The sequence below is a fragment of the Ellagibacter sp. genome (assembly GCF_048412355.1).
Classification (GTDB): Bacteria; Actinomycetota; Coriobacteriia; order Coriobacteriales; family Eggerthellaceae; genus Ellagibacter.
Genome location: NZ_DBFSAP010000053.1, coordinates 1 through 22,853, shown reverse-complemented (window position 1 = coordinate 22,853; position 22,853 = coordinate 1). Strand labels below are relative to the sequence as shown.

At 61.9% G+C, this 22,853-nt stretch carries 19 protein-coding genes; 5 read left to right on the top strand and 14 right to left on the bottom strand.

Annotated features, from left to right (window positions below):
* Window positions 1–75: 75 nt before the first annotated feature.
* A complete protein-coding gene (locus tag ACMRQN_RS08690) occupies window positions 76–1,602 on the bottom strand; it encodes an MATE family efflux transporter (RefSeq protein WP_418734659.1) in 1,527 nt (508 codons plus the stop codon).
* A 279-nt stretch (window positions 1,603–1,881) separates the two neighbouring features.
* The gene (locus tag ACMRQN_RS08685; protein WP_418734658.1) at window positions 1,882–2,859 is read right to left on the bottom strand and encodes a biotin--[acetyl-CoA-carboxylase] ligase; all 978 of its coding nucleotides are present in this window, start codon (window positions 2,857–2,859) and stop codon (window positions 1,882–1,884) included.
* An 88-nt stretch (window positions 2,860–2,947) separates the two neighbouring features.
* Here ACMRQN_RS08685 and ACMRQN_RS08680 point away from each other — a divergent pair, with 88 nt between their 5' ends.
* Window positions 2,948–4,234 carry a threonine/serine ThrE exporter family protein gene (locus tag ACMRQN_RS08680; protein WP_418734657.1) on the top strand — a complete coding sequence of 429 codons (1,287 nt, stop codon included), beginning with the start codon at window positions 2,948–2,950 and terminating at the stop codon, window positions 4,232–4,234.
* 399 nt (window positions 4,235–4,633) lie between these two features.
* Here ACMRQN_RS08680 and folP read toward each other — a convergent pair whose 3' ends face one another.
* From folP to rlmD, 6 genes are all read right to left on the bottom strand, one after another.
* Window positions 4,634–5,947, bottom strand: coding sequence for a dihydropteroate synthase (gene folP, locus ACMRQN_RS08675; RefSeq protein WP_418734656.1), 1,314 nt, complete (start codon window positions 5,945–5,947; stop codon window positions 4,634–4,636).
* A gap of 11 nt (window positions 5,948–5,958) precedes the next feature.
* On the bottom strand, window positions 5,959–8,223 hold the full coding sequence (gene ftsH / locus ACMRQN_RS08670) for an ATP-dependent zinc metalloprotease FtsH (RefSeq protein ID WP_418734655.1): 2,265 nt from the start codon (window positions 8,221–8,223) through the stop codon (window positions 5,959–5,961).
* Window positions 8,224–8,287: 64 nt separating this feature from the next.
* Complete coding sequence (gene hpt / locus ACMRQN_RS08665) at window positions 8,288–8,836, bottom strand: hypoxanthine phosphoribosyltransferase (RefSeq protein WP_158050031.1); 549 nt, start codon at window positions 8,834–8,836, stop codon at window positions 8,288–8,290.
* Between the two features lie 110 nt (window positions 8,837–8,946).
* Entirely contained in the window at window positions 8,947–9,630 is a 684-nt protein-coding gene (locus tag ACMRQN_RS08660) for a Maf family protein (RefSeq protein ID WP_418734654.1), read from the bottom strand.
* Window positions 9,631–10,716: a tRNA lysidine(34) synthetase TilS gene (tilS, locus tag ACMRQN_RS08655; protein WP_418734696.1), complete on the bottom strand. Its 1,086-nt coding sequence runs from the start codon at window positions 10,714–10,716 to the stop codon at window positions 9,631–9,633.
* 20 nt (window positions 10,717–10,736) lie between these two features.
* Complete coding sequence (gene rlmD, locus ACMRQN_RS08650; protein ID WP_418734653.1) at window positions 10,737–12,410, bottom strand: 23S rRNA (uracil(1939)-C(5))-methyltransferase RlmD; 1,674 nt, start codon at window positions 12,408–12,410, stop codon at window positions 10,737–10,739.
* 234 nt (window positions 12,411–12,644) lie between these two features.
* Here rlmD and ACMRQN_RS08645 point away from each other — a divergent pair, with 234 nt between their 5' ends.
* Window positions 12,645–13,064: a phage holin family protein gene (locus tag ACMRQN_RS08645; RefSeq protein WP_418734652.1), complete on the top strand. Its 420-nt coding sequence runs from the start codon at window positions 12,645–12,647 to the stop codon at window positions 13,062–13,064.
* A 16-nt stretch (window positions 13,065–13,080) separates the two neighbouring features.
* On the opposite strand, the gene ACMRQN_RS08640 is transcribed toward ACMRQN_RS08645, so the two are convergent.
* Window positions 13,081–14,265 carry an iron-containing alcohol dehydrogenase gene (locus tag ACMRQN_RS08640; RefSeq protein ID WP_418734651.1) on the bottom strand — a complete coding sequence of 395 codons (1,185 nt, stop codon included), beginning with the start codon at window positions 14,263–14,265 and terminating at the stop codon, window positions 13,081–13,083.
* A gap of 166 nt (window positions 14,266–14,431) precedes the next feature.
* On the opposite strand from ACMRQN_RS08640, the gene ACMRQN_RS08635 reads away from it, so the two are divergent.
* Window positions 14,432–15,199, top strand: coding sequence for a hypothetical protein (locus ACMRQN_RS08635; RefSeq protein WP_418734650.1), 768 nt, complete (start codon window positions 14,432–14,434; stop codon window positions 15,197–15,199).
* 149 nt (window positions 15,200–15,348) lie between these two features.
* Here the strand turns inward: ACMRQN_RS08635 and ACMRQN_RS08630 are convergent, their stop codons facing one another.
* Window positions 15,349–15,864 carry a ferritin gene (locus ACMRQN_RS08630; protein WP_418734649.1) on the bottom strand — a complete coding sequence of 172 codons (516 nt, stop codon included), beginning with the start codon at window positions 15,862–15,864 and terminating at the stop codon, window positions 15,349–15,351.
* Window positions 15,865–16,039: 175 nt separating this feature from the next.
* On the opposite strand from ACMRQN_RS08630, the gene ACMRQN_RS08625 reads away from it, so the two are divergent.
* Both ACMRQN_RS08625 and mnmA read left to right on the top strand, forming a co-directional pair.
* A complete protein-coding gene (locus ACMRQN_RS08625) occupies window positions 16,040–19,171 on the top strand; it encodes an ATP-binding cassette domain-containing protein (RefSeq protein ID WP_418734648.1) in 3,132 nt (1,043 codons plus the stop codon).
* Window positions 19,164–20,285 (top strand): tRNA 2-thiouridine(34) synthase MnmA, encoded by a 1,122-nt coding sequence (gene mnmA, locus ACMRQN_RS08620; protein ID WP_418734647.1) that lies wholly within the window; start codon window positions 19,164–19,166, stop codon window positions 20,283–20,285. The genes ACMRQN_RS08625 and mnmA overlap by 8 nt, the downstream gene beginning before the upstream one ends.
* A 168-nt stretch (window positions 20,286–20,453) precedes the next feature.
* Here the strand turns inward: mnmA and cysK are convergent, their stop codons facing one another.
* From cysK to ACMRQN_RS08600, 4 genes are all read right to left on the bottom strand, one after another.
* Window positions 20,454–21,386, bottom strand: coding sequence for a cysteine synthase A (gene cysK, locus ACMRQN_RS08615; protein WP_418734646.1), 933 nt, complete (start codon window positions 21,384–21,386; stop codon window positions 20,454–20,456).
* Between the two features lie 36 nt (window positions 21,387–21,422).
* Window positions 21,423–21,677, bottom strand: a complete 255-nt coding sequence (locus ACMRQN_RS08610) for a hypothetical protein (RefSeq protein ID WP_418734645.1) — start codon at window positions 21,675–21,677, stop codon at window positions 21,423–21,425.
* Between the two features lie 72 nt (window positions 21,678–21,749).
* The gene (locus tag ACMRQN_RS08605) at window positions 21,750–22,190 is read right to left on the bottom strand and encodes an RrF2 family transcriptional regulator (RefSeq protein ID WP_296059909.1); all 441 of its coding nucleotides are present in this window, start codon (window positions 22,188–22,190) and stop codon (window positions 21,750–21,752) included.
* A 145-nt stretch (window positions 22,191–22,335) separates the two neighbouring features.
* Window positions 22,336–22,821 carry a MarR family winged helix-turn-helix transcriptional regulator gene (locus tag ACMRQN_RS08600; RefSeq protein WP_418734644.1) on the bottom strand — a complete coding sequence of 162 codons (486 nt, stop codon included), beginning with the start codon at window positions 22,819–22,821 and terminating at the stop codon, window positions 22,336–22,338.
* Window positions 22,822–22,853 lie beyond the last annotated feature (32 nt).

Genomic DNA, 22,853 nt, shown 5'->3' with positions numbered 1-22,853 from the left:
CCGGCGCCACGCCGCCCCAGCGCCTTGGCACTCCTCACGACAACGAGCGACACGCGGCCGGGGGACGCAAGACGCCTAGTACTTCGAGGTAATCTTCCCACTCTCGACGTCCTTCAAGCGACGCATCTCGATTGCAATGAAGATGGCGACCGTGAAGATGGCGAGGAAGTCCGCCACCGGCGTCGCGATGTAGAGGGCATCCAAGCCCGTGAACTGCGGGAACCAACCGGGCAGCACCTCGGGCAGCCAGAACATGAGCGGCAAGAGGAACAGCACCTGGCGCGTGAGCGAGAGGATCGTCGACTTCATCGGCTGGCCGGTCGCCTGGAAGTAGTTCGAGCCCACAATCTGGAAGCCCACGAACGGGAGCATAAGCAGCTGAACCTTCAGCGCGAAGATGGTGAACTCGGCGAGCGACGCGTTCGTGATGCCGAACAGGCCCACAATCTGGTTCGGGAACAGGTGCACGAGCGCCCACATCATAACGGCAAGCGAGGTAGCGAACGCCGCACCCAGCCAGAGCGTCTTGCGCACGCGCGCGATGATCTTCGCGCCGTAGTTGAACCCGAGCAGCGGCTGGATAGCAATCGAGACGCCGACGAGCGGCATCACCGTGAACATGGCGATGCGCTGCACGACGCCGATGGAGGCGAGCGCGCCCTCGGCGCCGATAGCGCTCGCACTGCCGTACTTCACCAGCAGGAAGTTCACGGCGAAGTTCACGACCGCGGCACCTGCCTGCACAGCAAAGCTCGCAAGACCAAGCGAGAGGATGGCGCGGATGATCTTCGCGTGAGGGCGCATGCAGTGCAGATGGAGCTTGAGCGGCGCGTTCTTCGTGAATATGAAAAACCACAGCACCGAGACGCACGACGCAGCTTGGCCGATCAGCGTGGCGTAAGCGGACCCAGCGACGCCCCAGCCAAGCTTCAAAACGAAGATATAGTTGAAGATGGTGCAGACCACCGCGCCGATGACCATGGTCAGAAGCGCGCGGTTGGGGGCGCCCGCCGTGCGGATGAAGTTGTTCACGCCCATGCCGATCATCTGCAACACGAAACCGAAGCTCAGGATCTGGATGAACGTCGCAGCGTACGGACGCACCTCGTCGGTCGCGCTCGAGAAGGTGAGGAACGCGTCGAGCAGCGGCGGGTATGCCGCGATGGCGGCGATGATGATCCAGAGGATAATGCCGAGCGTCACCGTGTTGCCAAGGCTGATTTCCGCATCCACTTTGCGCCCTTCGCCCAAACGCAGTGCGGCAAGCGCGTTGCCGCCGTTGCCGACAAGCATCGCGAGCGCCATGAACACGATCATGAGCGGCGCCGCGACCGTTGCCGCCGACAGGCCGATTTCCCCCATCGCCTGCCCGAGGAAGATGGAGTCGATCAGGTTGTACGCCGCGTTCACCAGCATGCCCAGAATAGCGGGGATGGCGAACTCGGTGATGAGCCGCGGGAGGGACGCCGTGCCCATGCGGGTGACGCGATCATTGCCCTGCGGCTTGCGCGCGGGAGTTCCTTTAGGAGAAGAGGGGGTGCCCACCGAGGTTTCGGGGGTTGATTTCAAGGATTGGCCACGTTGTTCTTCTTGTGCCGTCATATGCATACCTCATGCTTCAATCGTCTCATTTGCCATTTTTAGGAAACATTTGATTGTATGCATATCTGCGCATAAGAAGGAAGAGTTTATCACGCCCACCGCGCGAAAGCGACGGCAAACGGAAGGCGAAATGGGAAGGCGGGGAACCCGAAGCGGGCCACGCAAGACGAGGAGCGCGCCGTGGAGTACGCAAGATGAGGCGTGCGCCGCGAGCCATGCATGCTGCGACGTGCACCGCGACCACGCACAACACGACGTGCACTATGGCGCTCGGGCTCGCTAAAGCAGGTGCACCTCGCCCGAAGCGACGGCTTTCGTCTCGCCGTCTTCCAGTCGGAGGAGCAGCCGCCCGGACGCATCGACTCCGCGCACCGTGCCCTCGCAAACGACATCTCCCAGCTGGTTGGCCATACGGACGAAACGCCCCTCGAGCATCGAATGCTCGGCGAACTCGCCCGAAAGCGCCGCGAACCCACCGTCGCACCAGCGGCGATACAGGGGCTCGAACTCGTGGAGAACCGCATCGCCCACGGCATTGATCGCAGCTTCGCGCTCGCAGGTGAACCCGAAGCCAAGATCGGCCAGATACGCCGGCGCGTTCTTCCCGCCGACTTCCATCGCGTCCTCGGGCGGCTCGACGTTCACGCCGATTCCCACGCATATCCCGCCCGCATGGACCTCCGAGGAGATGCCGGCAAGCTTGGAGTAGAGATTCTTGATGCTTGGGGTACCCGCCTGCGGAAACGCACGTGCGGGGAATTCCGTGCTCAGACAGTCCTGCTTTGGAAAACAGCCCACTGGGCTGTTTTCGTCGTGCGGAACTGCGCGCGAAACTCCCCGCACGCGCGTTTCCGCTGCATTGGCAAAGCACGGCGCATGCCCGGCAAGCTCAGGAGCGGTGCCGAAAGTCGAGCAATCGACCCCGAAGTCCCCGCCCACCAGCACGACATCGTTCGGCCACTTGATGCAGATGCGGCGCGTCTGATCGTCCACGACAAGGCTCGCTAGCGCGCGGCGCACCGCGATTGCGACGACGAGCGCCAGCGTGGGAAGCTCGCGCATGTCGACCTCGGGACGCAGAAGAATCGACTCGTACATGCCGCCGCGAGGGCTCTTCCATGCACGGCCCTGTCGCCCATAGCCGCCAGTTTGACGATATGCCCTGATGGCGAGCCCTTCCGGTTCACCATCCTCAATCGCACGCTTAATCACCTCATTGGTGGAGTCCACCGATTCGAGCACCTGCAAGCGAAACACCGCACCGCTTCCTTTCCCGCGTCATCTTCCTCACGCATTATGCCCGAAAACGGCGGGTTGTGCAGCTTGCTCGCGTATAATGGCAGCCATGGAAAACCGCAGCGACATACTCTACGAGCTTCTGAACATGGGCGAAGCCATGTTGCTCGCGGGCGCCGAGGTGAGCCGCGTGGAAAGCACACTTTCCAACGTCGGGCGCGCCTTTGGGGCGAGCGCCATGAACGTGTTCGCCATCACGGCGACGCTTGTTGTCACGATGGACTTCCCCGACGGCGAGCGCCTCACGCAAACGCGGCGCATCGTCGCGCCGGGACCGACGGACTACCGCGTCGTCGCCGCCTTCCACAAACTCGGGAAGCAATGCTGCAAGAGGACCCCAAGCGTCGAGGAGCTCGCCGAGAGCATCAAGCGCTGCACCAATCAGCCCCCCGATCGTGCGACGTTCTACCTGGGGAGCATCTTCGCCGCATCGGGCTTCACCGTGTTTTTCGGCGGCACGGCAGTCGACGCCATTTTCGCCGCAGTGTTCGCTGTGCTCATCTGCCTTTTGCAAGAGAAGCTCGCGCCGCGCTGTCCCAACATGCTCATGTTCAACCTGCTGTGCTCGTTTCTCGCCGGCGTGGGAACGTGCGCAAGCGTTGCGTTCGTCGAGGCTATTGCGGCGGGCATTCTCGGCGTGGATGCAAGCAGCGCGAACGCGCTTCAAGGCGCCAACCCGCTCATCCACCTGGACAAGATTCTCATCGGCGAGGTCATGCTGCTGATTCCCGGCATCTTCATGACGAACGCTATCCACGACATGCTCGTCGGCGACACCGTGGCCGGCACCATGCGCTTTGTGGAAACGATGCTGTGGGCGGTGGCACTGGCGGGCGGGTTCATGACCGCAATCTTCCTGTTCGACGGAAGCCATAACGTCGGCCCCGGATTCGAGCTCAACTGGATGGGCGTTACCGCGCAGCTCATAGCAGCGTTTTTCGGCGCGGCGGGTTTCGCGATGATCTTTCACCTGCCCCGCAAGTATCTCGCAGCCGCATCGATCGGCGGCATCCTCAGCTGGGCGATCTATCTGGCCGTCGGGTGCGTGTCGAACAGCGTGTTCTTCCCCGCGCTTGTCGCGAGCGCCTTTTCCGCGCTGTATTCCGAAGCGCTCGCCCAGTGGCGCGATATTCCCTCGCTACTGTTCGTTATTCCCTCCGTCGTGCCGCTCATTCCCGGCGCCCCGCTGTACTACACGATGAGCTTCGCTGTGGCGGCCGACTGGACGCAAGTGGCGGCCTACGCAATGAGGACGGGGCAGTTTGCCCTGGGAATCGCCGTCGGCATGTGCGTGACCTGGCTGTTCGCAAGCCTCTTGAAGCCCAAATCGCGATAGGGAGCCCACTTATCAAGCGAGGAAGGGAGACCTGCCAGAAATCGGGTGGTTTTCATCATCTGGAAGGGGCGAGGTGGGTAATGGGAAGGGCATCTCGGGCGCTTGCACTAATTCGACCTGGTCTTTTGGTCCTGCGTTGCGAGGAGACATCATAGGGTGGGCTGGATTGGGCGGCAAATTGCCTGCCAGATGATGAAAACTGCCGATTATCTGGCAGTTACCCCCTCATTTTCCGCAAAGCCCAGCACATTTTCGCAGAACACAATTGAGGACTGTCATCAAGTGTAATGCCTTCGCCGACTCGTTCACGAAAGCACCGCGCCCTCAAGAAGCAAAAATCCCGCCATCGAGGTGCTCGGTGGCGGGATTGCTAGTCGGGAAACTCAGACGGAGCGGCACTTACAGCTTCACGGCGCGGCCGACGCGTTGGTCTTCGGGAACGCTCGCGACGGGCGTGCCATCGGCGAGAACGTGGTTAGGGGAAATCTCGAGCAGGGGCTTCACCACGAAGTCTCGCTCGCAGATGCGCGGGTGCGGCAGCGTGAGCACATCGCTGTCCACGACATAGAGCTGGTAGTCCAGGATATCGACGTCGCAGGTACGCGGGCCGTTCTCGACTTCACGAACACGGCCCAGGCTGTTCTCGATCGCGTGCAGATACTCCAGCAGCTCCTTCGGCGCCACGCCCGTGCGCATGAGCACGACGGCGTTCACGAACGGCTCCTGATCAAGATAGTACGCAGGCTCGCTTTCGTAGTAGCTCGACACGTCGACGATCTGCGAGTCGGGAATCATGCACAGCTGGCCGATCGCGTGCTCGATCTGGGCAATCTTGCCCTCGCGCTCCTCGCCAGGCTCCGCCACGAGCGCCACGTTGCAACCCAGGCCCAGGTAGCAATACGGGCGCAAATCCTTCAGCGCCTTCAGGGTTTCCTCCACGTTATGGGCGCGCACCACACCTGCGCCCAGCTCGCACGCCATGAGCGCCTCGGCCGCCGACGCGCGATCGCGATCGTGAGGGTCCTCGATTCCGTAGGCCTTGCCGATGTAGCTCTTGCGCGAGACCGCGACCATCGAAGGGTAGCCCAGACGCGCGATCTCATGGAAGTTGCGCATGAGCTCCATCGTCTGCGAGGCGGTCTTGCCGAACCCAGGGCCCGGGTCGAGGCAGATGCGGTCGTGCGCAATACCCGCCGCTTCCAGTTCTGCCGCGCGTTTTGCCAGGTAATCGCGCACTTCAACGACAACATCGTCATAGACGGGATCGTCTTGCATGGTGTGCGGCTCGCCCTTCATGTGCATGACGACGAGGCCCGCATCGCAAGAACGCGCGACCTCGACCATCGCTGGGTCGCGAAAACCCGACACATCGTTGATGATGGCGGCACCCGCCTCCACACAGGCGCGCGCAACCTCGGCGTGGCGCGTGTCGATGCTCACGCAGATGCCCGCCCCAGCGAGCTCGCGGACAATCTCAACCGTGCGCGAGAGTTCTTCCGCGACCGACACCTCGGCGGAACCGGGGCGCGTGGACTCACCGCCCACGTCGATGATCTTCGCACCCTGATCGACCATGCTCTTCGCATGCGCGATCGCGGCGTCGTGGGTATTGTGCTCTCCCCCGTCGGAGAACGAATCGGGCGTGACATTCAAGATGCCCATCACGATGGGCATCTTGACGTCGAAGCTATACGAGGCACATTGCCAATTCACGTATGCGCTCCTTAGTGTTTGCTATCCTTGTCGTCTTTGCCGTTGTCGGCGTGGTCGCCGTGGGCGATGTCGCGGAAACCAGCCTCGAGGTCGCTCAAGATCCCATGGGGCGTGAACGCGTCGGTATGCTTGGCCTCCACGTTGGTCGGCGCACCGTCGGAACCGTCCACATCGTTGCTGTCCATCGCGTTACCGTTCCAGTTCGGATCGGCAAGCTTAGCGTCACGCGCACGGGCCTCGGCCTCTTCACGATCCTTCTTCGCGATGATCTCGTCTTCGTGCTCGAGATACTCGCTCCAGCGATTGTCGAGAAGCGCCTGGCATGCGGCGCCATCAACCGTTTCGCGCTCGAGAAGCACGCTCGCCATGAGGTCCATCTGCTCGCGATGCGAGCTCAAGATCTCGTAGGCGCGGTCGTGCGCTTCCTTCATGATGCGCGCAACCTCGTCGTCGATGCGGCGCGCCGTCTCCTCGGAGTAATCTTGCGTGTTGCCGTAGTCGCGACCGAGGAACACCTCGTGGTTGGGCTGGCCGAACACCTGCGTGCCGAGTGCCGCGGACATGCCGTACTGCGTCACCATCGCACGCGCCATCTTCGTCGCACGCTCGAGGTCGTTGCTCGCGCCCGTGGTCACATCGTCGCAGAAGATTTCCTCCGCCACACGGCCACCCATGAAGACCGCCAGCTCGTCGAGCATCTCGCCCACGGTGTTCAGCACCTTGTCCTCCTTGGGGATGGACAGGGTGTAACCGAGCGCGCGACCACGGGAGATGATCGAAATCTTGTGCACCGGGTCGGCATGCGGAAGCAGGTGACCCACGAGGGCATGGCCGCTCTCGTGGTAGGCGATGGTGTGCTTGGTGATCTCGTCCATCACGCGGCCCTTGCGCTCGGGGCCGGCAATGACGCGCTCCATCGACTCGTTCACTTCACGCATCGTGATGATCTTCTTGCCGCGGCGCGCGGTCAGAAGCGCGCTCTCGTTCATGAGGTTCATCAGATCGGCGCCCGTGAAACCAGGCGTGAGCTGGGCGATTCTCTTCAGGTCGACGTCGGAGCCGATCGGCTTGTCCTTCGCGTGGACCTGCAGGATGCGCTCACGGCCACGCACGTCGGGAGCGTCTACCACGATCTGGCGGTCGAAGCGGCCGGGACGCAGAAGCGCCGGGTCCAAGATGTCGGCGCGGTTGGTCGCCGCGATCAGGATGACAGACTCATTCGACTCGAAGCCGTCCATCTCGACGAGCAGCTGGTTGAGCGTCTGCTCGCGCTCGTCATGACCGCCGCCCAAGCCGGCGCCGCGCTGGCGACCGACGGCGTCGATCTCGTCGATGAAGATGATGGAAGGCGCGGCGTCCTTCGCCTGCTGGAACAGGTCGCGCACGCGGGAGGCGCCCACGCCGACGAACATCTCGACGAAGTCGGAGCCGGAAATGCTGAAGAAGGGCACGCCCGCCTCGCCCGCAACGGCGCGCGCGAGCAGCGTCTTGCCCGTGCCCGGAGGGCCGACGAGCAGGCAACCGCGCGGCACCTTCGCGCCCATGGACTGGTACTTCGCGGGGTTCGACAGGAAGTCCTTGATTTCCTGCATCTCCTCGACTGCCTCATCGACGCCGGCGACGTCGGAGAACTTCACGTCGGGGCGTTCCTCGGCGTTCTTCTTCGTCTTCGCCTTGCCGAAGCTCATCTGCGAGTTGTTCGCCTTCTGCATCTGATTGAAGAAGAAGAACAAAAGCGCGCCGATAAGCAGGATGGGAAGCAGGGTGCTCAGGATGCCAAGCCACTCAGAAGGAAGCGTGACCTGGTAGGACACCTCCGGATGGTCCTTCAGGAGCGCAGCGAGCGCATCTTGGCCCACAAACGTCGAGGAGTAGCCGCGCTCGGAGCCGAGCGCGGACGACTCGATGGAAGTCGTGCCCACGCCTGCGGGAACGCCGCCCGCAGGGGTCTTCTTCGTGGCCATGCGGGCGTTCATCGCGTCGAAGGCCTTGTTGAACGCGTCGGCCGCGTTCGATCCCGCGGTGATCGCCGGGTAATACGTGCCCGTGACCTTGTAATCGCCCGCGGAGTACACGACCTTCGTCACGCGATCCTGCTCGACCGCCTGGGTGAACTCCGAGGTGATGAGGGAGTCGGTGGGCGTCGAGCTCGCGTTCGACATGACCATGAACTGCTGGCCGACGAAAAACGCCACAACAAGGAACAGTATGACCGAGATGATGGTCACCCGAGGATTCGGTTGCTGAGGAGACGATGGTTTCTTCTGTTGCGTCATGTAGAGTGAGCCTTTTCTGTTGCGTTTATCGCGAAACGGCGCCTTTTGCGGCGCCGCCTCGATGCTATTCGTAAACTTCCGGTTTAAGCACGCCGATGTAGGGTAGGTTGCGGTATCGCTCCGCGTAATCGAGGCCGTAGCCCACGATGAACTGGTCGGGGCATTCAAAGCCGACGTACGCGCAATCGACGTCCGCCTGCACCTTTGTCTTCTTGCGAAGGAGCGTGGCCACGGTAAGCGACGCGGGGTTGCGCGAGGCCAAGTTCTTCAGCAGGTACGTCAGCGTGAGGCCGGAGTCGAGGATGTCCTCGGCGATGACCACGTGACGTCCCTCGATGTGCGAGGAGAGGTCCTTCAGAATGCGCACGACGCCCGAGCTCTTCACGCCGTTGCCGTAAGAGGAGATGGCCATGTAGTCCATCTCGCAGGGAATCTTGATCTCGCGAGCGAGGTCGGCCATGAAGATAGCCGCACCGCGCAGCACCGAAATGAGGATAATTCCGTCGTCGCCGGCTTTTTCCCTGAAGTCTTCCGTAATGGCAGCGCCGATTTCGGCGACACGGTCGTGAATCTGCTCTTCAGTGAACAGAATCTCGCTAACGTCCTTATGCACGTGCAGTCCTTTGATTCGATACGGCAGGCGCGCCTGCCCTCTCTTCTGTAACCCGATAAGTGTAACGCAACGTCAGCCCGCAAAAGCGACGATACGGTAACGACACACAACTAAATCAGGTCGGGGAACTCCTTCACGAGCCGCTCGACGGGAAGGCCGATCACCGTGCTCTTGTAACCGTCGATGTGCTTGACAAGCTTGGCGCCCTCGCCTTGCACCGCGTAGGCGCCTGCCTTGTCGAAAGACTCGCCGCACGCCAGGTACTCGCGGATGCGCTCGTCGGTGAGCTCGTGGAACGTGACGCGCGAGGTGTCGCAGAAGGTGCGGAAGCCGAGCGAGATGTTGCCCGAGTCGTCGTCGGCCGCAAGCGCCGGGTCGACCGCCTCGGCGGACACCATCCACACCGACACCGCGGTGATCACCTCGTGGGTCGCGCCGGACAGGCGGCGCAGCATGTGCGTGGCGTCGGAGGCGCTTTTCGGCTTGCCGAAGATGTCGCCGTCCTTCACGACCATCGTGTCCGAGCCGATCACGATGAGCATCCCTTCGAAGGCAGGGTCTGCCAGGATTTCCTGCACGACCGCGCCCGCCTTGCGCTCGGCGAGCTTTTTGCATGCCTCGGGCGGGTTGGAAAGAAGGTCGGGTTCGAGCGACTCGTCGACCTCGGAGGCGTGCACGGTGAAGGTGACGCCCGCCTGCTCGAGCAGCTCGCGACGGCGAGGACTTGCCGAGGCGAGCACGACACGGAAGGGCTTTTCGACGGGTTTCTCCTGATGGTTGGCGTTATCGCTCATCTATTTCTTCCTCCTTGCGCGAAAGGCGCTCATGGGTTCCACCAGCACGCCGCGCTTGTTCGCGCTCACGGCCAGGTCGCCCTGGATATTTGTCACATAGCCGCTTTTCGGGCGCTCCTCCTCGAACGCGTCGAGCACGCCCGCGACGGCCGCCGTCTCCACCCGCGCGTCAGCGCCGAGCATGCGTTGGAGCGCGCCCGTGATGGCACGGCGGGCGACGGGGATCGCCACCTGCCCGAACGACGGAGACAGCTTGAAGCCTTCCTGCCAGTTGGGGTCGCGACCCTCCGCCTGGCAGACCCAGGTGAGGTGCTTGCCCGCGGCCTCGCGAGCGAGGCTTTCCATGAAGTCGTCCTCGTCGGCGATGAGGTCCATCGTGCGGCCGAGCGTCTCTGTCAGCTGCGGGTTGCGCTCCTTCGCGCGCGGCACGATCTCGTGGCGGACGAAGGCGCGGAAGTGGTCCGTGTGCGCGTTGGTGGCGTCCTCGCGCCAGAGATTCCCCTGCGCATCGCATACGCACGTCTCGCCGGATTGTTCGCGTTTGCGCAGGTAGTCGCGCAAATCCTCGCGACCAACGTCGAGCAACGGGCGCGCAATGGGGCCGTTCTCGTAGCGCATCGCGCGAAAGCCGCCGGGGCCCGTGCCGACGATCGAGCGCATATAGAAGCTCTCGACGCGGTCGTCGGCGGTGTGCGCCGTGAAGATGCGCCCGCTGGAAAGCGGCGCGCCCGCATGGCGGCACAGACTCTCGAGCGCCTCGTTCGCCGCGAGGTAGCGCTCGCTGCGTGCGACCGCCTCCACGTTGCCGCCCATGCGAGCGACTTCTCCTGCCACGTCGATATCGCACATGAACAGGGGGATCGCCAAGGCGTCGGCCAACTGGGACACGAAGGCGGCGTCGGCGTCGGCGTCCTCGCCGCGCAGATGGTGGTTCACGTGCAGCATCGCGAGCATCCCGAGCTCGCCCGCCTGGGCAAGCTCGCAGGCGGCATAGGCGAGCGCCGTGGAGTCCGACCCGCCCGACACCATGAGGAGCACCGGGGTATCAGCATCGGCCATCCCGTGCGCCGCGATGGCCGACCTCATGCGCTCGATCACGTCCACAACTATTCGACCTCCTCGTCGATTGCAGGGTCGGCGGCAACGTCGGCAGGCTCGGCGAGCCCGTCGGCTTCCCCGTCGGCGGCCTCTTCGTCGTCGGGGGCTTCCTCCTCAGCGGCATCTTCTTCCCCGCCTTCTTTGCCCCAGCGCTCGGGCGAAAGGGAATCCACCGGCTCGAGCGCCACGATGCACTCGATATGGTCGGTGTGCGGGAACATGTCGACCGGCTGCACCGCCACGACCGCATAACCTATCGAGTCGAGAAACTCCACGTCACGCGCTTGCGTTTCGGGGTTGCAGGAGATGTAGACAATCCGCTTCGGGGCGAGTGCCGCCGCTGCGCGCAAAAACTCCTCCGTCGAGCCCGCGCGCGGCGGGTCCATGAGCACGACAAGCCCGCCCGCCTGGACGCTTTCCTCCTGCTCGCTCGCGCCAAGCACACCTTCCTTCGCAAGCTCGCACATGAAATCGGTGGCGTCACCAGCTACGAACTCCGCGTTCTCGACGCCGTTGTGGCGGGCGTTCGTCCGCGCGTCGCGGATGGCCGACTCCACCGAGTCGACGCCGATCACGCGCGCCGCGCCCGATTTCGCCGCCACAAGGCCGATCGTTCCCGTGCCGCAGTACGCATCGATTGCGACCTGGGTGCCGTCGAAGCCCGCAAGATCCATGGCCGCGCGGTAAAGCACTTCCGTCTGCGTCGCGTTCACCTGGTAAAACGACTTGGAGGAGATGCGGAAGGAAAGCCCGCACAGCTCATCGAGGATAAACCCGGGGCCGTAGAGCACGCGCTCCTTGTCACCTAAGATGACGTTCGTCTGACGCTCGTTCACGTTCTGCACGACCGTGGTCACCGCAGGGCAGAGGCGGATGAGCTCGCGGCAGAACGACTTCGACGACGGGAAATCGTCGCTGTTCGTGACAAGCGTGACGAGCACCTCGCCCGAGGTGTGGCCAATGCGCACCACGACATGGCGCATGAACCCCGTACCCGTGTCCTCGCGATAGGGGGCGACATCGTGCTTGCGCATGATGTCGCGCACCGCGAGCACGACTTTCTTCGCCGTTTCGTTCTCGATCAGGCATTTGTCCGTGGGAACCAGCTCGTGCGACCCCGCGGCGTACATGCCGGTGAGGATCTCATAGCGAGCCTGGGGGCGCTTCCCCTTACCGCCCTTCGCAGCACGCGCGTCCGCCGCCTTGCGATCCTGCCCACGCGAGGGCAGCTTCTTGCCCGGCGCGAAAGGCGAAATCACCTTATTGCGATAGTGATAAGGGTCCTTCATACCCTTGATGAGAGATATCGTCCCGTCGGGCGCGAGCGGCGCGAACAGGCGTTCAATGCGCAGCTGCTTGTCGATAAGCTGCTTGGTGTAGGGGACGCACAGGTTCTTGCACCCGCCACAGCGAGCATCGACCGGGCAAGGCGAATCGCTCGCCGCTGTGCGCCGAACAGCGCGAGAAGATGCCGGCTTCGCGGTCGGATGCGCCTTCGAACGCGAGCGCTGGGGACCCTTCGAGCCTGAGGGACCGCGCTGCCCCGAGCCGCCCGACTTCCCCGCGTTCGATTGCGCGCGAGAGCGCCCCGCGTTCTTCGAGCCTGCGCCCGATTTCGCGCGCGTATTCGATTTTGCTTTTTTCTTCGCGTCTTCTTGACGCCGTTTCTCATGATTAGCCATGCCACTCATTGTGTCACAAGAACGCCGCAGCGGCGCCCATCTCTCAGAAAACCCGCGCATGCGAAAAAAGTACAGCACATACCCCCTCAGGTCACTCGCCCGCCCCGCGCCGTCGAAGCGCGCGCCGCTTCCCGCCAACAAGCAGGCAAGGCCGAACATCCCAAGTAACGCGTTCGCTACAAGACCGTTTCAAAAGAGCGACCCGCACGGACGCGAAGGCGAACGTGTCGTACAATGAACCGAAAACACCGCGCCGTCAGGCGCATCAACGAGAAAGGCCCCCTCATGAACTTCATCGCCCGCTGGCTCGCCACCGCCGTTGCCGTGGCCGCCGCCGCCTGGATCGTCCCCGGCATCGACATCGTCGGAGGCGACAACGCGTGGATTATCATCGCCGTGTTCGCGCTCGTGCTCTCGCTCGTGAACATCGGCCTGAAGCCCATCCTGCAGACGCTGAGCCTGCCGCTCACATTCCTCACGTTCGGTATCTTCTACCTCATTGTGAACACGTTGCTCCTCTACATCGCATCATGGCTCACCGACGGCCTGTTCGGCATGGGCCTGCATATCGCGACCTTCGGGAGCGCGTTTGTCGCCTCCATCGTCATCAGCATCGTCTCGTCTTTGGTGAACTCCCTCATCGGGGACAAATAGCACACTGCCGCGCCCGCTACACCGCCGAGCGGTAGATCTCCTCGGCGTCTTCCATCGTGAGCTTCTTGAAGCTGCCGAACACCTCGCCTTTGTTCTTCTTCAGCGTGGGGATCATCTTCTCGATGGCCTCGTCGATCTTATCCTCGCCGATGCCGAGCTCGGTCAGAGTCGTCGGCATGCCGAGCGACGCGAAGAACTGGCGCGTCTCGTCGGCAGCCGAAAGCGCGTCGGCGCAGACGTCGCCCGTGGGGGCGAGCCCGAAAACCTCGCGCCCGTAGTAGGCCAGGCGCGCGGGGTTCCCCGCGTGCACGTGCTCCATCCACGCGGGGAACAGGCACGCGAGCCCGGCGCCGTGGGTGATGGAGGTGTCGAAGGCGGACAGCTCGTGCTCCAGGCCGTGCGTCGCCCAGTCCTCGTGGCGCCCGACGCCCGCGAGCCCCTGGTGGCAGAGCATCCCCGCCCACATGATGTTCGCACGCGCCTCGTAGTCCTCGGGGTCCGCGAGCACGCGCGGCGCCTCGGCGCGCACGGTCCTCATGAGCGAGAGGTTCAGGTTGTCGGTCACGGGGACCGCGCCCACGTCGTCGAAGAAGCGCTCGAGCAGGTGGCAGAACATGTCGGTGATGCCCGCGGCCGTCTGGTACGGGGGCAGCGTGAAGGTGAGCTCGGGGTTCATGAACGCAAGCTTCGGGCGCTGATGCTCGTTGCCGTACCCCGTCTTCATGCCGAGCGCGTCGTTGCTGACCACGGTGTTCTTCGACGCCTCGCTGCCCGCCGCAGGGATGGTGAGGACCACGGCGATGGGGAGCACGTTCTCGTTGGGGCTCTTCGTGGCGAAGAGCTCCCACACGTCCTCGTCGATGCAGGCGCCGTTCGCGATCGCCTTCGCCGAGTCGATGACCGATCCGCCGCCGACGGCGAGCACCCAGTCGACGCCCTCCTTCTTGCACAGGGCCACGCCCTCCCGCACGAGCCCGATCTCGGGGTTCGGTCGCACGCCGCCGAGCTTCACGCACTCGACGCCCGCCGCATCGAGCGACGCGCACACGCGGTCGATGAGCCCGCTTCGCACCGCGCTCTGCCCGCCGAAGTGCAGAAGCACCTTCTTCGCGCCGCGCTCGGCGAGCTTGCCGCCCACTTTCTCCTCGGCGCCCCGGCCGAAGACGAACTGCGTCGGGGACATGAACTCGAAATCAAGCATGGAAACATCCTTTCCCGATGCGCACGTTGTAAAAAATCGCTTGCGACGTGCGGCGTTACCTTTCCGTTTTAGAACCGTCACTGTAATTTGACCTCCGCGAAAGACCTCTCGCGATTTGCCCATAGTATACTGAACCCGTCCGACAATCCTCCCAAAGGAGAAGACAATGAACTCCGATTCCAAAACCGTACGCGGCCTGAGCATCGCCATCGTGGTGCTTGCCGCACTGGGCATCCTTAGCGTCATCGTCGGGTTCGCGATCATCGCGATTTTCGGCGTTGCGGTAAACGACCCCACCGTTATCGCCGAGATCCAAAACGAGCTCAACGGCACCGCCTACAGCTCCGGCAACTACTTCGACGACGACTACATCTATCTGGGCGGCATAGACAGCGGCGACATCCTCGCGATGCTGAACGCCACCGTCGGAATTTCCGCATTCCTGCTGGTGATGGGCCTGCTCTGCGTCGTCGTGCAGCTTATCGCGGGCGTCATCGGCATCAAGAGCTGCGCCGATCCGAGCAAGTTCTCGAAGCTGTTCGGCTGGACGATTGCCGGCATCGTCGTCTCGGTGCTCACCTGCAGCGTCATAACGCTCGTGCTGTTCATCATCGTGGCGGTGTACGTGAACAAGATGAAGAAGCTGCCGCTCGAAGCCTTCGCACAGCAGCAGATGGGCTACGCGGGCGCGCAACCCTACGCCAACCAGGGCGCATACCAGGCGCCGCAGCCCGGCTACTATCAGCAGCCCTACGTCCAGCCTGGACAGAACCCGTACGCGCAGGGTGCGCCGCAGCAGCCCTACGGCCAACCCTACGAGCAGCCGTACGCGCAAGGCGCGCCGCAGCAGCCTTTCGCGCAGCAACAAGACGCGCAGGGCCAGCCCCCCAGCGAGCAGCAGCCGCCCCAAGACCCCACGCAGAACAACCAGTAGCCGCGAGTTGGAGTCGCGAACTATCAGGTAAAACGAGAAGAGCCCGCACATCCATGCGGGCTCTTCACTTTCTCGGGACGGCAACGGGAATCGCGCCCTTGGGAAGCGCCCAGCGCCCCCAGGCAGCCCCGCGCGCAGGACCCTCCGCGCTACGCGTTCGCGAGCGGCGAGGGCACGACGTAAACGCGCGCCGCATTCTCCTGGTCGAGGTCGTAGAGCGCCTTCGCGTCACCACCGAAGAGTTTCATGCGCGTAACCATGGTGTCTGCGTTGTCTTCCTCTTCCTGCTGCTCCGAGATGAACCAGTCGAGGAACTTCATCGTGCGCCAATCCTTCGCCTCCATGGCGGCGTCGTAGATGTCGTTGATGGTCGACGTGATGTACTTCTCGTGCTCAAGCGCCGCCTCAAGCGGCCCAAGATGGCTCGTGAACTCTAGGTCGGGCTGGGCAATCGCGCCGAGTTTCACCTTGCACCCGTTCTCGTGCAGGTAGTTGCGGAAGATGAGCGCATGGTCCCGCTCTTCCTGCGCCTGGATCTCATACCAGTTCGCGAAGCCGGAAAGCCCCTCCTCCTCGTAGTAGTCGGCGAACGAAAGATAAAGGTACGCCGAGTAAAACTCCTTGTTGATCTGGTCGTTCAGAAGCTCGTATACCTTCTTGTCCATTACCGCCCTCTCTTTCCCGATGCCGGTCGGCACCGTTTAGGATGTCAACCAGTTAATAGTATTTCGTCTCATTAGTTTTTACAAGTCCTTTCGTGTCGATTCGGAAACAGGATCCACGCACGCGAGTAGGGTACGTACAATAAGGCAATTCAATCAGTATCGAAAGGCGACGTAGATGCTCCAGCTTCGCAATATCCGCAAAGCCTATACCACCGGCAGCTTCACCCAAACCGCACTCGACGACGTGTCCATCTCCTTCCGCGACAGCGAGTTCGTGGCGATCCTTGGGCCATCGGGTTCGGGGAAGACGACGCTGCTCAACATCATCGGCGGACTCGACCACTACGACACGGGTGACCTCGTCATCGACGGCATCTCGACCAAGAAATACAAGGACCGCGACTGGGACACCTTCCGCAACAACCGCATCGGGTTCGTCTTCCAAGCCTACAACCTCATTCCCCACCAAACCATCCTGGCGAACGTGGAGCTGGCGCTCACGCTGTCGGGCGTCTCGCGCGCAGAGCGGCGCACCCGCGCGCTCGATGCGTTGCGGAAAGTAGGGCTTGGCGATCACGTGGACAAGAAGCCGAGCCAGCTGTCGGGCGGGCAGATGCAGCGCGTCGCGATCGCGCGTGCGCTCATCAACGACCCCGAGATCCTCTTAGCCGACGAGCCCACCGGCGCGCTCGATTCCAAAACGAGCGTGCAGATCATGGACCTCTTGACCGAAATCGCAAACGATCGGCTCGTCATCATGGTCACTCACAACCCTGAACTGGCCGAACAATACGCAACGCGCATCGTCAACCTGGCGGACGGCGTCATTCGCAGCGACTCCGACCCCTTCGATCCAGCGCCCGAAGACATGCGCGCGAGCAAGAAGCAAGTCCGCCGCACGTCGATGAGCTTCCTCACGGCACTATCCCTTTCTTGGAACAACCTGCTTACGAAGAAGGGCCGCACCCTCATGACCGCCTTCGCGGGCTCGATCGGCATCATCGGCATCGCCGCGATCCTCTCGCTCGCGAACGGCGTGAACAGCTACATCGCCAACGTCGAGGAGGAAACGCTTTCCGAGTATCCGCTTTCCATCGAGAACCAGGGCTTCGACATGACGAGCCTCATGACCATGGGCATGGGCGCCCAGGGCAGCTCCTCGAGCAGCGGGGACTCGCAGGACGCGGGGCAAACCGGCAGCTCGAACGGCGATGCGGACGGCGGCACCGTCGGCGAGTCGAAGATGGTGACCGGCATGTTCGGCAGCATCGGCAGCAACGACCTTGCCAGCTTAAAGGAGTACCTGGACAACGGCGGTTCGGGGATCGACCAGTACGTGAATTCCATCGAGTACGGCTACAGCATCACCCCGCAGCTGTTCAGCTCCGACACCGAAGACGGCGTGCGGCAGGTCAACCCCGACAAGTCCTTTTCCTCCATCGGGTTCGGATCGGCCACTTCCACCAACAGCATCATGTCCTCGATGATGTCCACCAACGTCTTCTATGAGATGCCGAGCGATCCCGACCTCTACCAGGACCAATACGACGTCGTGGCGGGCACATGGCCGCAAAGATACAACGACATCGTGCTCGTGCTCACCCCCAATGGCAAGGTGAGCGACTTCATGCTCTACACCATGGGGCTGCGCGATCACAGCGAGCTCGACGACATGGTGCGCGCGTTCGCCAACGAGGAAGAGGTCAACGCGCCCGACGACTACATGACGCTCACGTACGACCAGCTCATGGGCGTGACGCTCAAGCTGGTCGCCGCCACCGACTACTATCAATACGATTCCGACTACCACGTGTGGAAGAACAAAAGCGACGACGCCGATTACATGCGCGACCTGGTTAACTCGGGAGAAGACGTGCACATCTGCGGCATCGTGAAGCCGAAGGCGGGCGCGAAGATCACCTCGCTGCAAACCGGCTTCTACTACACGAGCGACATGGTGAGCCACATCATCGACGAGGCCGCAGATTCGCAGATCGTCAAAGACCAGCTGGCAGACAGCGCGACGAACGTCTTCACCGGCAAGTCGTTCGTGGAGGAAGCGGACGCCGAGGGCTCGAGCTTCGACATGAGCTCCCTGTTCACCATCGACGGAAACAAGCTGCAGGCGGCGTTCCAGATCGACCCCGACGCGCTTTCGGTCGACATGAGCTCGCTCGATTTGTCGAGCGCCGCGAGCGACCTTCCCGCCGCACCCGAGATGGACCCCTCGGAGTTCCAGGTCAGCGGCCAGCCGACCATCGACAAGGAAGCGGCGGCGGCGCTCATGGCGGCAGTCGAGAAAGACTACTTCGCCTACTACAGCGAGCAGGTACAACAGGGCAAGCCGGCGCCTAGCTTCAACGAGTACTTCGCAACCGAACGAGCACAGAAGCTCGTGAGCGACGCGCTGCCGGGCATCATCGACACGAGTGAGATGCAAGCCGAGTTCGCGCAGAAGATCCAAGCCTACCTGCAAGCCACCATGAGCAGCTACATGAATCAGGTGGTAAGCGCCATGCAAACGCAGATGCAAGCGGCGATGACCCAGGTCATGGGGCAGCTTTCCGCCAATATGGCCACCGCGATGCACGTGGACGAGAGCGCCTTCGCCGACGCGTTCCAGATGAACATGGACGAGAAGGAGCTCACCGAGCTCATGATGTCGCTCATGAGCTCCGAGACCACGTCCTTCGACGGCAATCTCAACAAGCTCGGCTACGCCGACTACGCGAAGCCCGCGAGCATCGACATCTACCCGAAGGACTTCGAGAGCAAGCAGAGCGTCATCGACATCCTCGACGGGTACAACGACAAGATGAAGGCAGAAGGCGAAGATGACAAGGCGGTTTCCTACACCGATATCGTCGGCGCGCTCATGAGCTCGGTCACGACCATCGTGAACATGATCAGCTACGTGCTCGTTGCCTTCGTGGCCATCTCGCTTGTGGTGTCCTCGATCATGATCGGCGTGATCACCTACATCAGCGTCCTCGAGCGCAAGAAGGAAATCGGCATCCTGCGCTCGATCGGCGCGAGCAAAGGCGACATAGGACGCGTGTTCAACGCAGAGACGGTAATCGTCGGCCTGGTCGCGGGGCTTATCGGCATCGGGGTGACCGCACTTGGGTGCATTCCCGCAAACGCGATCGTCTATGCGCTGTTCGACGTGCCAAACGTCGCCATCCTTCCCTGGCAAGCGGCGGTGATCCTCGTCGCCATCAGCGTGTTCCTCACGTTCCTGTCGGGGCTTATCCCCTCAAGCGCGGCGAGCCGCAAAGACCCGGTGGAGGCGTTGCGCAGTGAGTAGGGAACGCGTTCTTGTCGCAATGAGCGGCGGCGTCGACAGCTCCGTTGCCGCCCTCTTGCTGTGCCGTCAGGGCTACGAGGCCACGGGCACCACCTGCAAACTCTTCGGCAACGACGACCTCGAGGGATCAGCGTGCGGAATCGACGGGGGCAACCCCGACTCGGGCATCGTGGGCGAGAGCACCTGCTGCTCCTCGCGCGATATCGAAGACGCGCGTCAGGTGGCCTTCAGTTTGGGGATGGACTACTTCGTCTTCAACTACCAGGGACTTTTCGGACGCGAAGTGATTGACCGCTTCTGCGAGGAGTACCTCTGCGGCCGAACACCCAACCCCTGCATCGACTGCAACCGCTACGTGAAGTTCGACGCCCTGCAGAAGCGCCGCCGCCAGCTGAATTTCGACTACGTGGCGACCGGGCATTACGCCAGGCGCGTTTACGATGAGAAAACAGGCCGCTACCTGCTAAAATGCGGGCTTGATCCAAAGAAGGACCAGAGCTATGTCCTTTTCCACCTCACGCAGGACACACTCGCCCATATGCTTTTCCCGCTTGGGGAACTGACGAAGCCCGAGGTTCGCGAGCTCGCACGCGAGGCGGGGTTCGACAACGCGGGGAAAAGCGAAAGCCAGGACATCTGCTTCGTGCCCGATGGCGACTACACAAGCTTCATCGAACGGCGTTGCGGGCACACTTTCGGGCCCGGTCCCATCGTCGATGTGCATGGCAAGGTCCTCGGCGAGCACAGGGGGATCGACCGCTACACCATCGGCCAGCGTAAGGGAATCGGCGTTGCCGCAGGTGAGCCGTTATTCGTTTTCCGCAAAGACGCTGAGACCAACACGCTTGTCGTGGGAACCGACTCCGAAACGCGCGCCGCAACCGTGCGAGCAAACGACGTGAACCTGATTTCCGTCGCCTCCATCGACGAGCCTTTGCGCGTGACGGCCAAGACGCATTACCGCATGAAGGCGCAACCTGGATGGGCGCGCATCGAGGACAACATGCTCGTGATGGAGTTCGATGAGCCGCAACGAGCCGCAGCACCAGGCCAAGCGCTCGTCCTTTACGATGGCGACACCGTCGTCGGCGGCGGCACCATCATCGATATGTAGCGAAGCCCTCTCGATCCGAGTTCATTCATCGAGAGGGCTTCGCTTTGCGGCATCAACAGCCTAGACGGAGAGAGGGGAAGAAAGCCGTCGTGCCGCCTTGGGTATTTGAAGAAGAATCAGCAGTGCTCAGGTTGTGCGGCGAGAGCGCCGCGCTCCCAAGCTAATTCGCTACTCGAACTTGAACATCGCCGTCGACAAGTAGCGCTCACCGGTATCGGGGAGAATGGCCACGATGGTCTTGCCCTTGTTCTCGGGGCGCTGCGCAAGCTGGCCTGCAGCCCACACGGCAGCACCTGACGAGATGCCGACAAGCAGACCCTCCTTTGCGGCGAGCTCACGGCCCGTTTCGAACGCATCCTCGTCGGCAACAGCGATGACCTCGTCATACACCGACGTGTCAAGCGTATCGGGAACGAAGCCCGCGCCGATGCCCTGAATCTTGTGAGCACCCGCATGGCCTTCGGAAAGAACCGGGGATCCCGCCGGCTCGACCGCGACGACCTTCACGTCAGGATTCTGGAACTTCAGGTAGCGACCCGTGCCGGTAACCGTGCCACCCGTGCCAACACCCGCAACGAGGATATCAACCTTGCCCTCGGTATCCCTCCAAATCTCAGGGCCAGTCGTCGCCTCATGGATTGACGGGTTCGCCGGATTGGTGAACTGACTCGGAATGAATGAGTTGGAAATCTCGCCTGCGAGCTCCTGAGCCTTGGCGATAGCCCCCTTCATGCCCTTTGAGCCGTCGGTCAGAACCACTTCGGCACCGTAGGACTTCATGAGGTTGCGACGCTCGATTGACATCGTCTCCGGCATCGTGATGATGAGGCGGTTACCCCGAGCAGCAGCTATCGCGGCAAGGCCGATACCCGTATTGCCCGAAGTGGGCTCGATGAGCACCGTGTCGTCGTTCACCTTGCCAGCCTTCACAGCCTCGTCGATCATTGCCTTCGCGATGCGATCCTTCACCGACCCCGCCGGGTTGAACAGTTCGACCTTGCCGAGGATGGTCGCCCCAAGATCGTGGTTCTTCTCAAAGTTCGAAAGCTCTACAAGAGGGGTGTTGCCGATAAGCTCCGATACGCTTTTGTGGATGGTCATGACTCTCGCCTTTCGTCGATTCCTATGTGATGGCATTTATCCTACTATGCTTATAGGTTTTGTCAATAAGATTGGCCTACTTTTTTCGCTGAAAAATGAAAACGCCCCCCATCTGGGAAGGCGTTGGACTAGCAGTGTTAAGAGAACGTTAAATGCAATCGGCAGCACGAGCGGGGCTGCACCTGATGCAATGACAGCCTTCGTATAATGATCGTTCACACGCACGATATCTTCGTCAGGAACCTGCGTTGGCACAATCCCGATAACAGGCCGTTGCTCAACTTTCGACATGAGCGCCCCCTCGACTCAATTGCTGTTGGGTAAATCCTACAGTATTAGTCGACTTTTTGGGCGACGTTTTTGTTAAATCGAATAGCTATCAGCTGCAACGGAAGATGCCTGATTGAGAATATCCTGCAAGGTAATCCCAGAGAGATAGTCCTTGATCAGCTTGTCGAGACCCTTCCAAACCCCAATCTCGATGCAAATATGGGGCTGCGAGCAATCGAAGTCATCTTCGCAGGCGAGGCACGACACCGGTGCAAGCGTCCCCTCGGTGACGGCAAGCACATCGAGGACGGTGATGTCGCTCGCCGGACGAGCCAACCGATATCCGCCGGCAGCGCCGCGAACCGACTTGACCAGCTGCGCGGATACCAAATTGGGAACGATTTGCTCGAGATACTTCTTCGAAACGGATTCGGCCTCGGACACTTCTTTCAAGGAAACGAGCTTATCTCCGCCGCGCTCTGCAAGATTCAGCATAAAGCGCACCGCATACAAGCCCTTCGTAGAGATTTTCATTGCACATGCCCACCTTCATCCGATGATAAACACCCTCATATTTTATAGGTATTGAATGCAAAGTCGCGGCAAAAGTAAAAAAGGGACGCGAAAAAACGCGTCCCTTCAAAAAGACCGCAAGCCAGCTTGAAGCGCTGATCCTTGATTAGCGGCGATGATGGCGATGGCCGTGGCAGTGATGAGCTTTGCGGCCCTTCTTCTTGCCGTTAACACCCTTCTCCTTGATGGAGACGATGAGCTTCTCGGTGATAGCGTTGAGCTGGGCGATTTCCTCGTCGCTCAGGCAACCGAGGATGTCCTCGGCGGTTTCCTCGTTCGCCGCAGCGCGCTTCTCGGCGATCTTCTTGCCCTCGTCGGTCAGCTTGACGGCGTACGTGCGCTCGCCCTCGGCCTCTTCGATGGTGATGTAGCCGTTGCGCTCAGCCTTCTTCACGATGCCCTTGAGCTCGCGACGGTCGACGCCGAGCTTCTTCACGAGATCGCGCTGGGTAGCACCGTCGTCCTCAAGCAGGAACTTGAGCAGTGCGCCCTGGCCGCGCTTGAAGCTCTTCGGGCCGTTCTTGTGGAAAGCGAGGCGGGTCAGTTTGCTTGCCTTTTTCAGCTGAGCAAGCGTCTTCATTGCGTCAGTCATGGCGGGTCCTTCTTTCTTTTCTTTTATCCCTT

What these genes read in the sequence shown, in the direction of transcription:
- ACMRQN_RS08690 (WP_418734659.1), bottom strand. Translation starts at nt 1,602, where the DNA reads ATGACGGCACAAGAAGAACAACGTGGCCAATCCTTGAAATCAACCCCC.
- ACMRQN_RS08680 (WP_418734657.1), top strand. Translation starts at nt 2,948, where the DNA reads ATGGAAAACCGCAGCGACATACTCTACGAGCTTCTGAACATGGGCGAA.
- ftsH (WP_418734655.1), bottom strand. Translation starts at nt 8,223, where the DNA reads ATGACGCAACAGAAGAAACCATCGTCTCCTCAGCAACCGAATCCTCGG.
- ACMRQN_RS08660 (WP_418734654.1), bottom strand. Translation starts at nt 9,630, where the DNA reads ATGAGCGATAACGCCAACCATCAGGAGAAACCCGTCGAAAAGCCCTTC.
- tilS (WP_418734696.1), bottom strand. Translation starts at nt 10,716, where the DNA reads ATGAGGTCGGCCATCGCGGCGCACGGGATGGCCGATGCTGATACCCCG.
- rlmD (WP_418734653.1), bottom strand. Translation starts at nt 12,410, where the DNA reads ATGGCTAATCATGAGAAACGGCGTCAAGAAGACGCGAAGAAAAAAGCA.
- ACMRQN_RS08645 (WP_418734652.1), top strand. Translation starts at nt 12,645, where the DNA reads ATGAACCGAAAACACCGCGCCGTCAGGCGCATCAACGAGAAAGGCCCC.
- ACMRQN_RS08640 (WP_418734651.1), bottom strand. Translation starts at nt 14,265, where the DNA reads ATGCTTGATTTCGAGTTCATGTCCCCGACGCAGTTCGTCTTCGGCCGG.
- ACMRQN_RS08635 (WP_418734650.1), top strand. Translation starts at nt 14,432, where the DNA reads ATGAACTCCGATTCCAAAACCGTACGCGGCCTGAGCATCGCCATCGTG.
- ACMRQN_RS08630 (WP_418734649.1), bottom strand. Translation starts at nt 15,864, where the DNA reads ATGGACAAGAAGGTATACGAGCTTCTGAACGACCAGATCAACAAGGAG.
- ACMRQN_RS08625 (WP_418734648.1), top strand. Translation starts at nt 16,040, where the DNA reads ATGCTCCAGCTTCGCAATATCCGCAAAGCCTATACCACCGGCAGCTTC.
- cysK (WP_418734646.1), bottom strand. Translation starts at nt 21,386, where the DNA reads ATGACCATCCACAAAAGCGTATCGGAGCTTATCGGCAACACCCCTCTT.
- ACMRQN_RS08610 (WP_418734645.1), bottom strand. Translation starts at nt 21,677, where the DNA reads ATGTCGAAAGTTGAGCAACGGCCTGTTATCGGGATTGTGCCAACGCAG.
- ACMRQN_RS08605 (WP_296059909.1), bottom strand. Translation starts at nt 22,190, where the DNA reads ATGAAAATCTCTACGAAGGGCTTGTATGCGGTGCGCTTTATGCTGAAT.
- ACMRQN_RS08600 (WP_418734644.1), bottom strand. Translation starts at nt 22,821, where the DNA reads ATGACTGACGCAATGAAGACGCTTGCTCAGCTGAAAAAGGCAAGCAAA.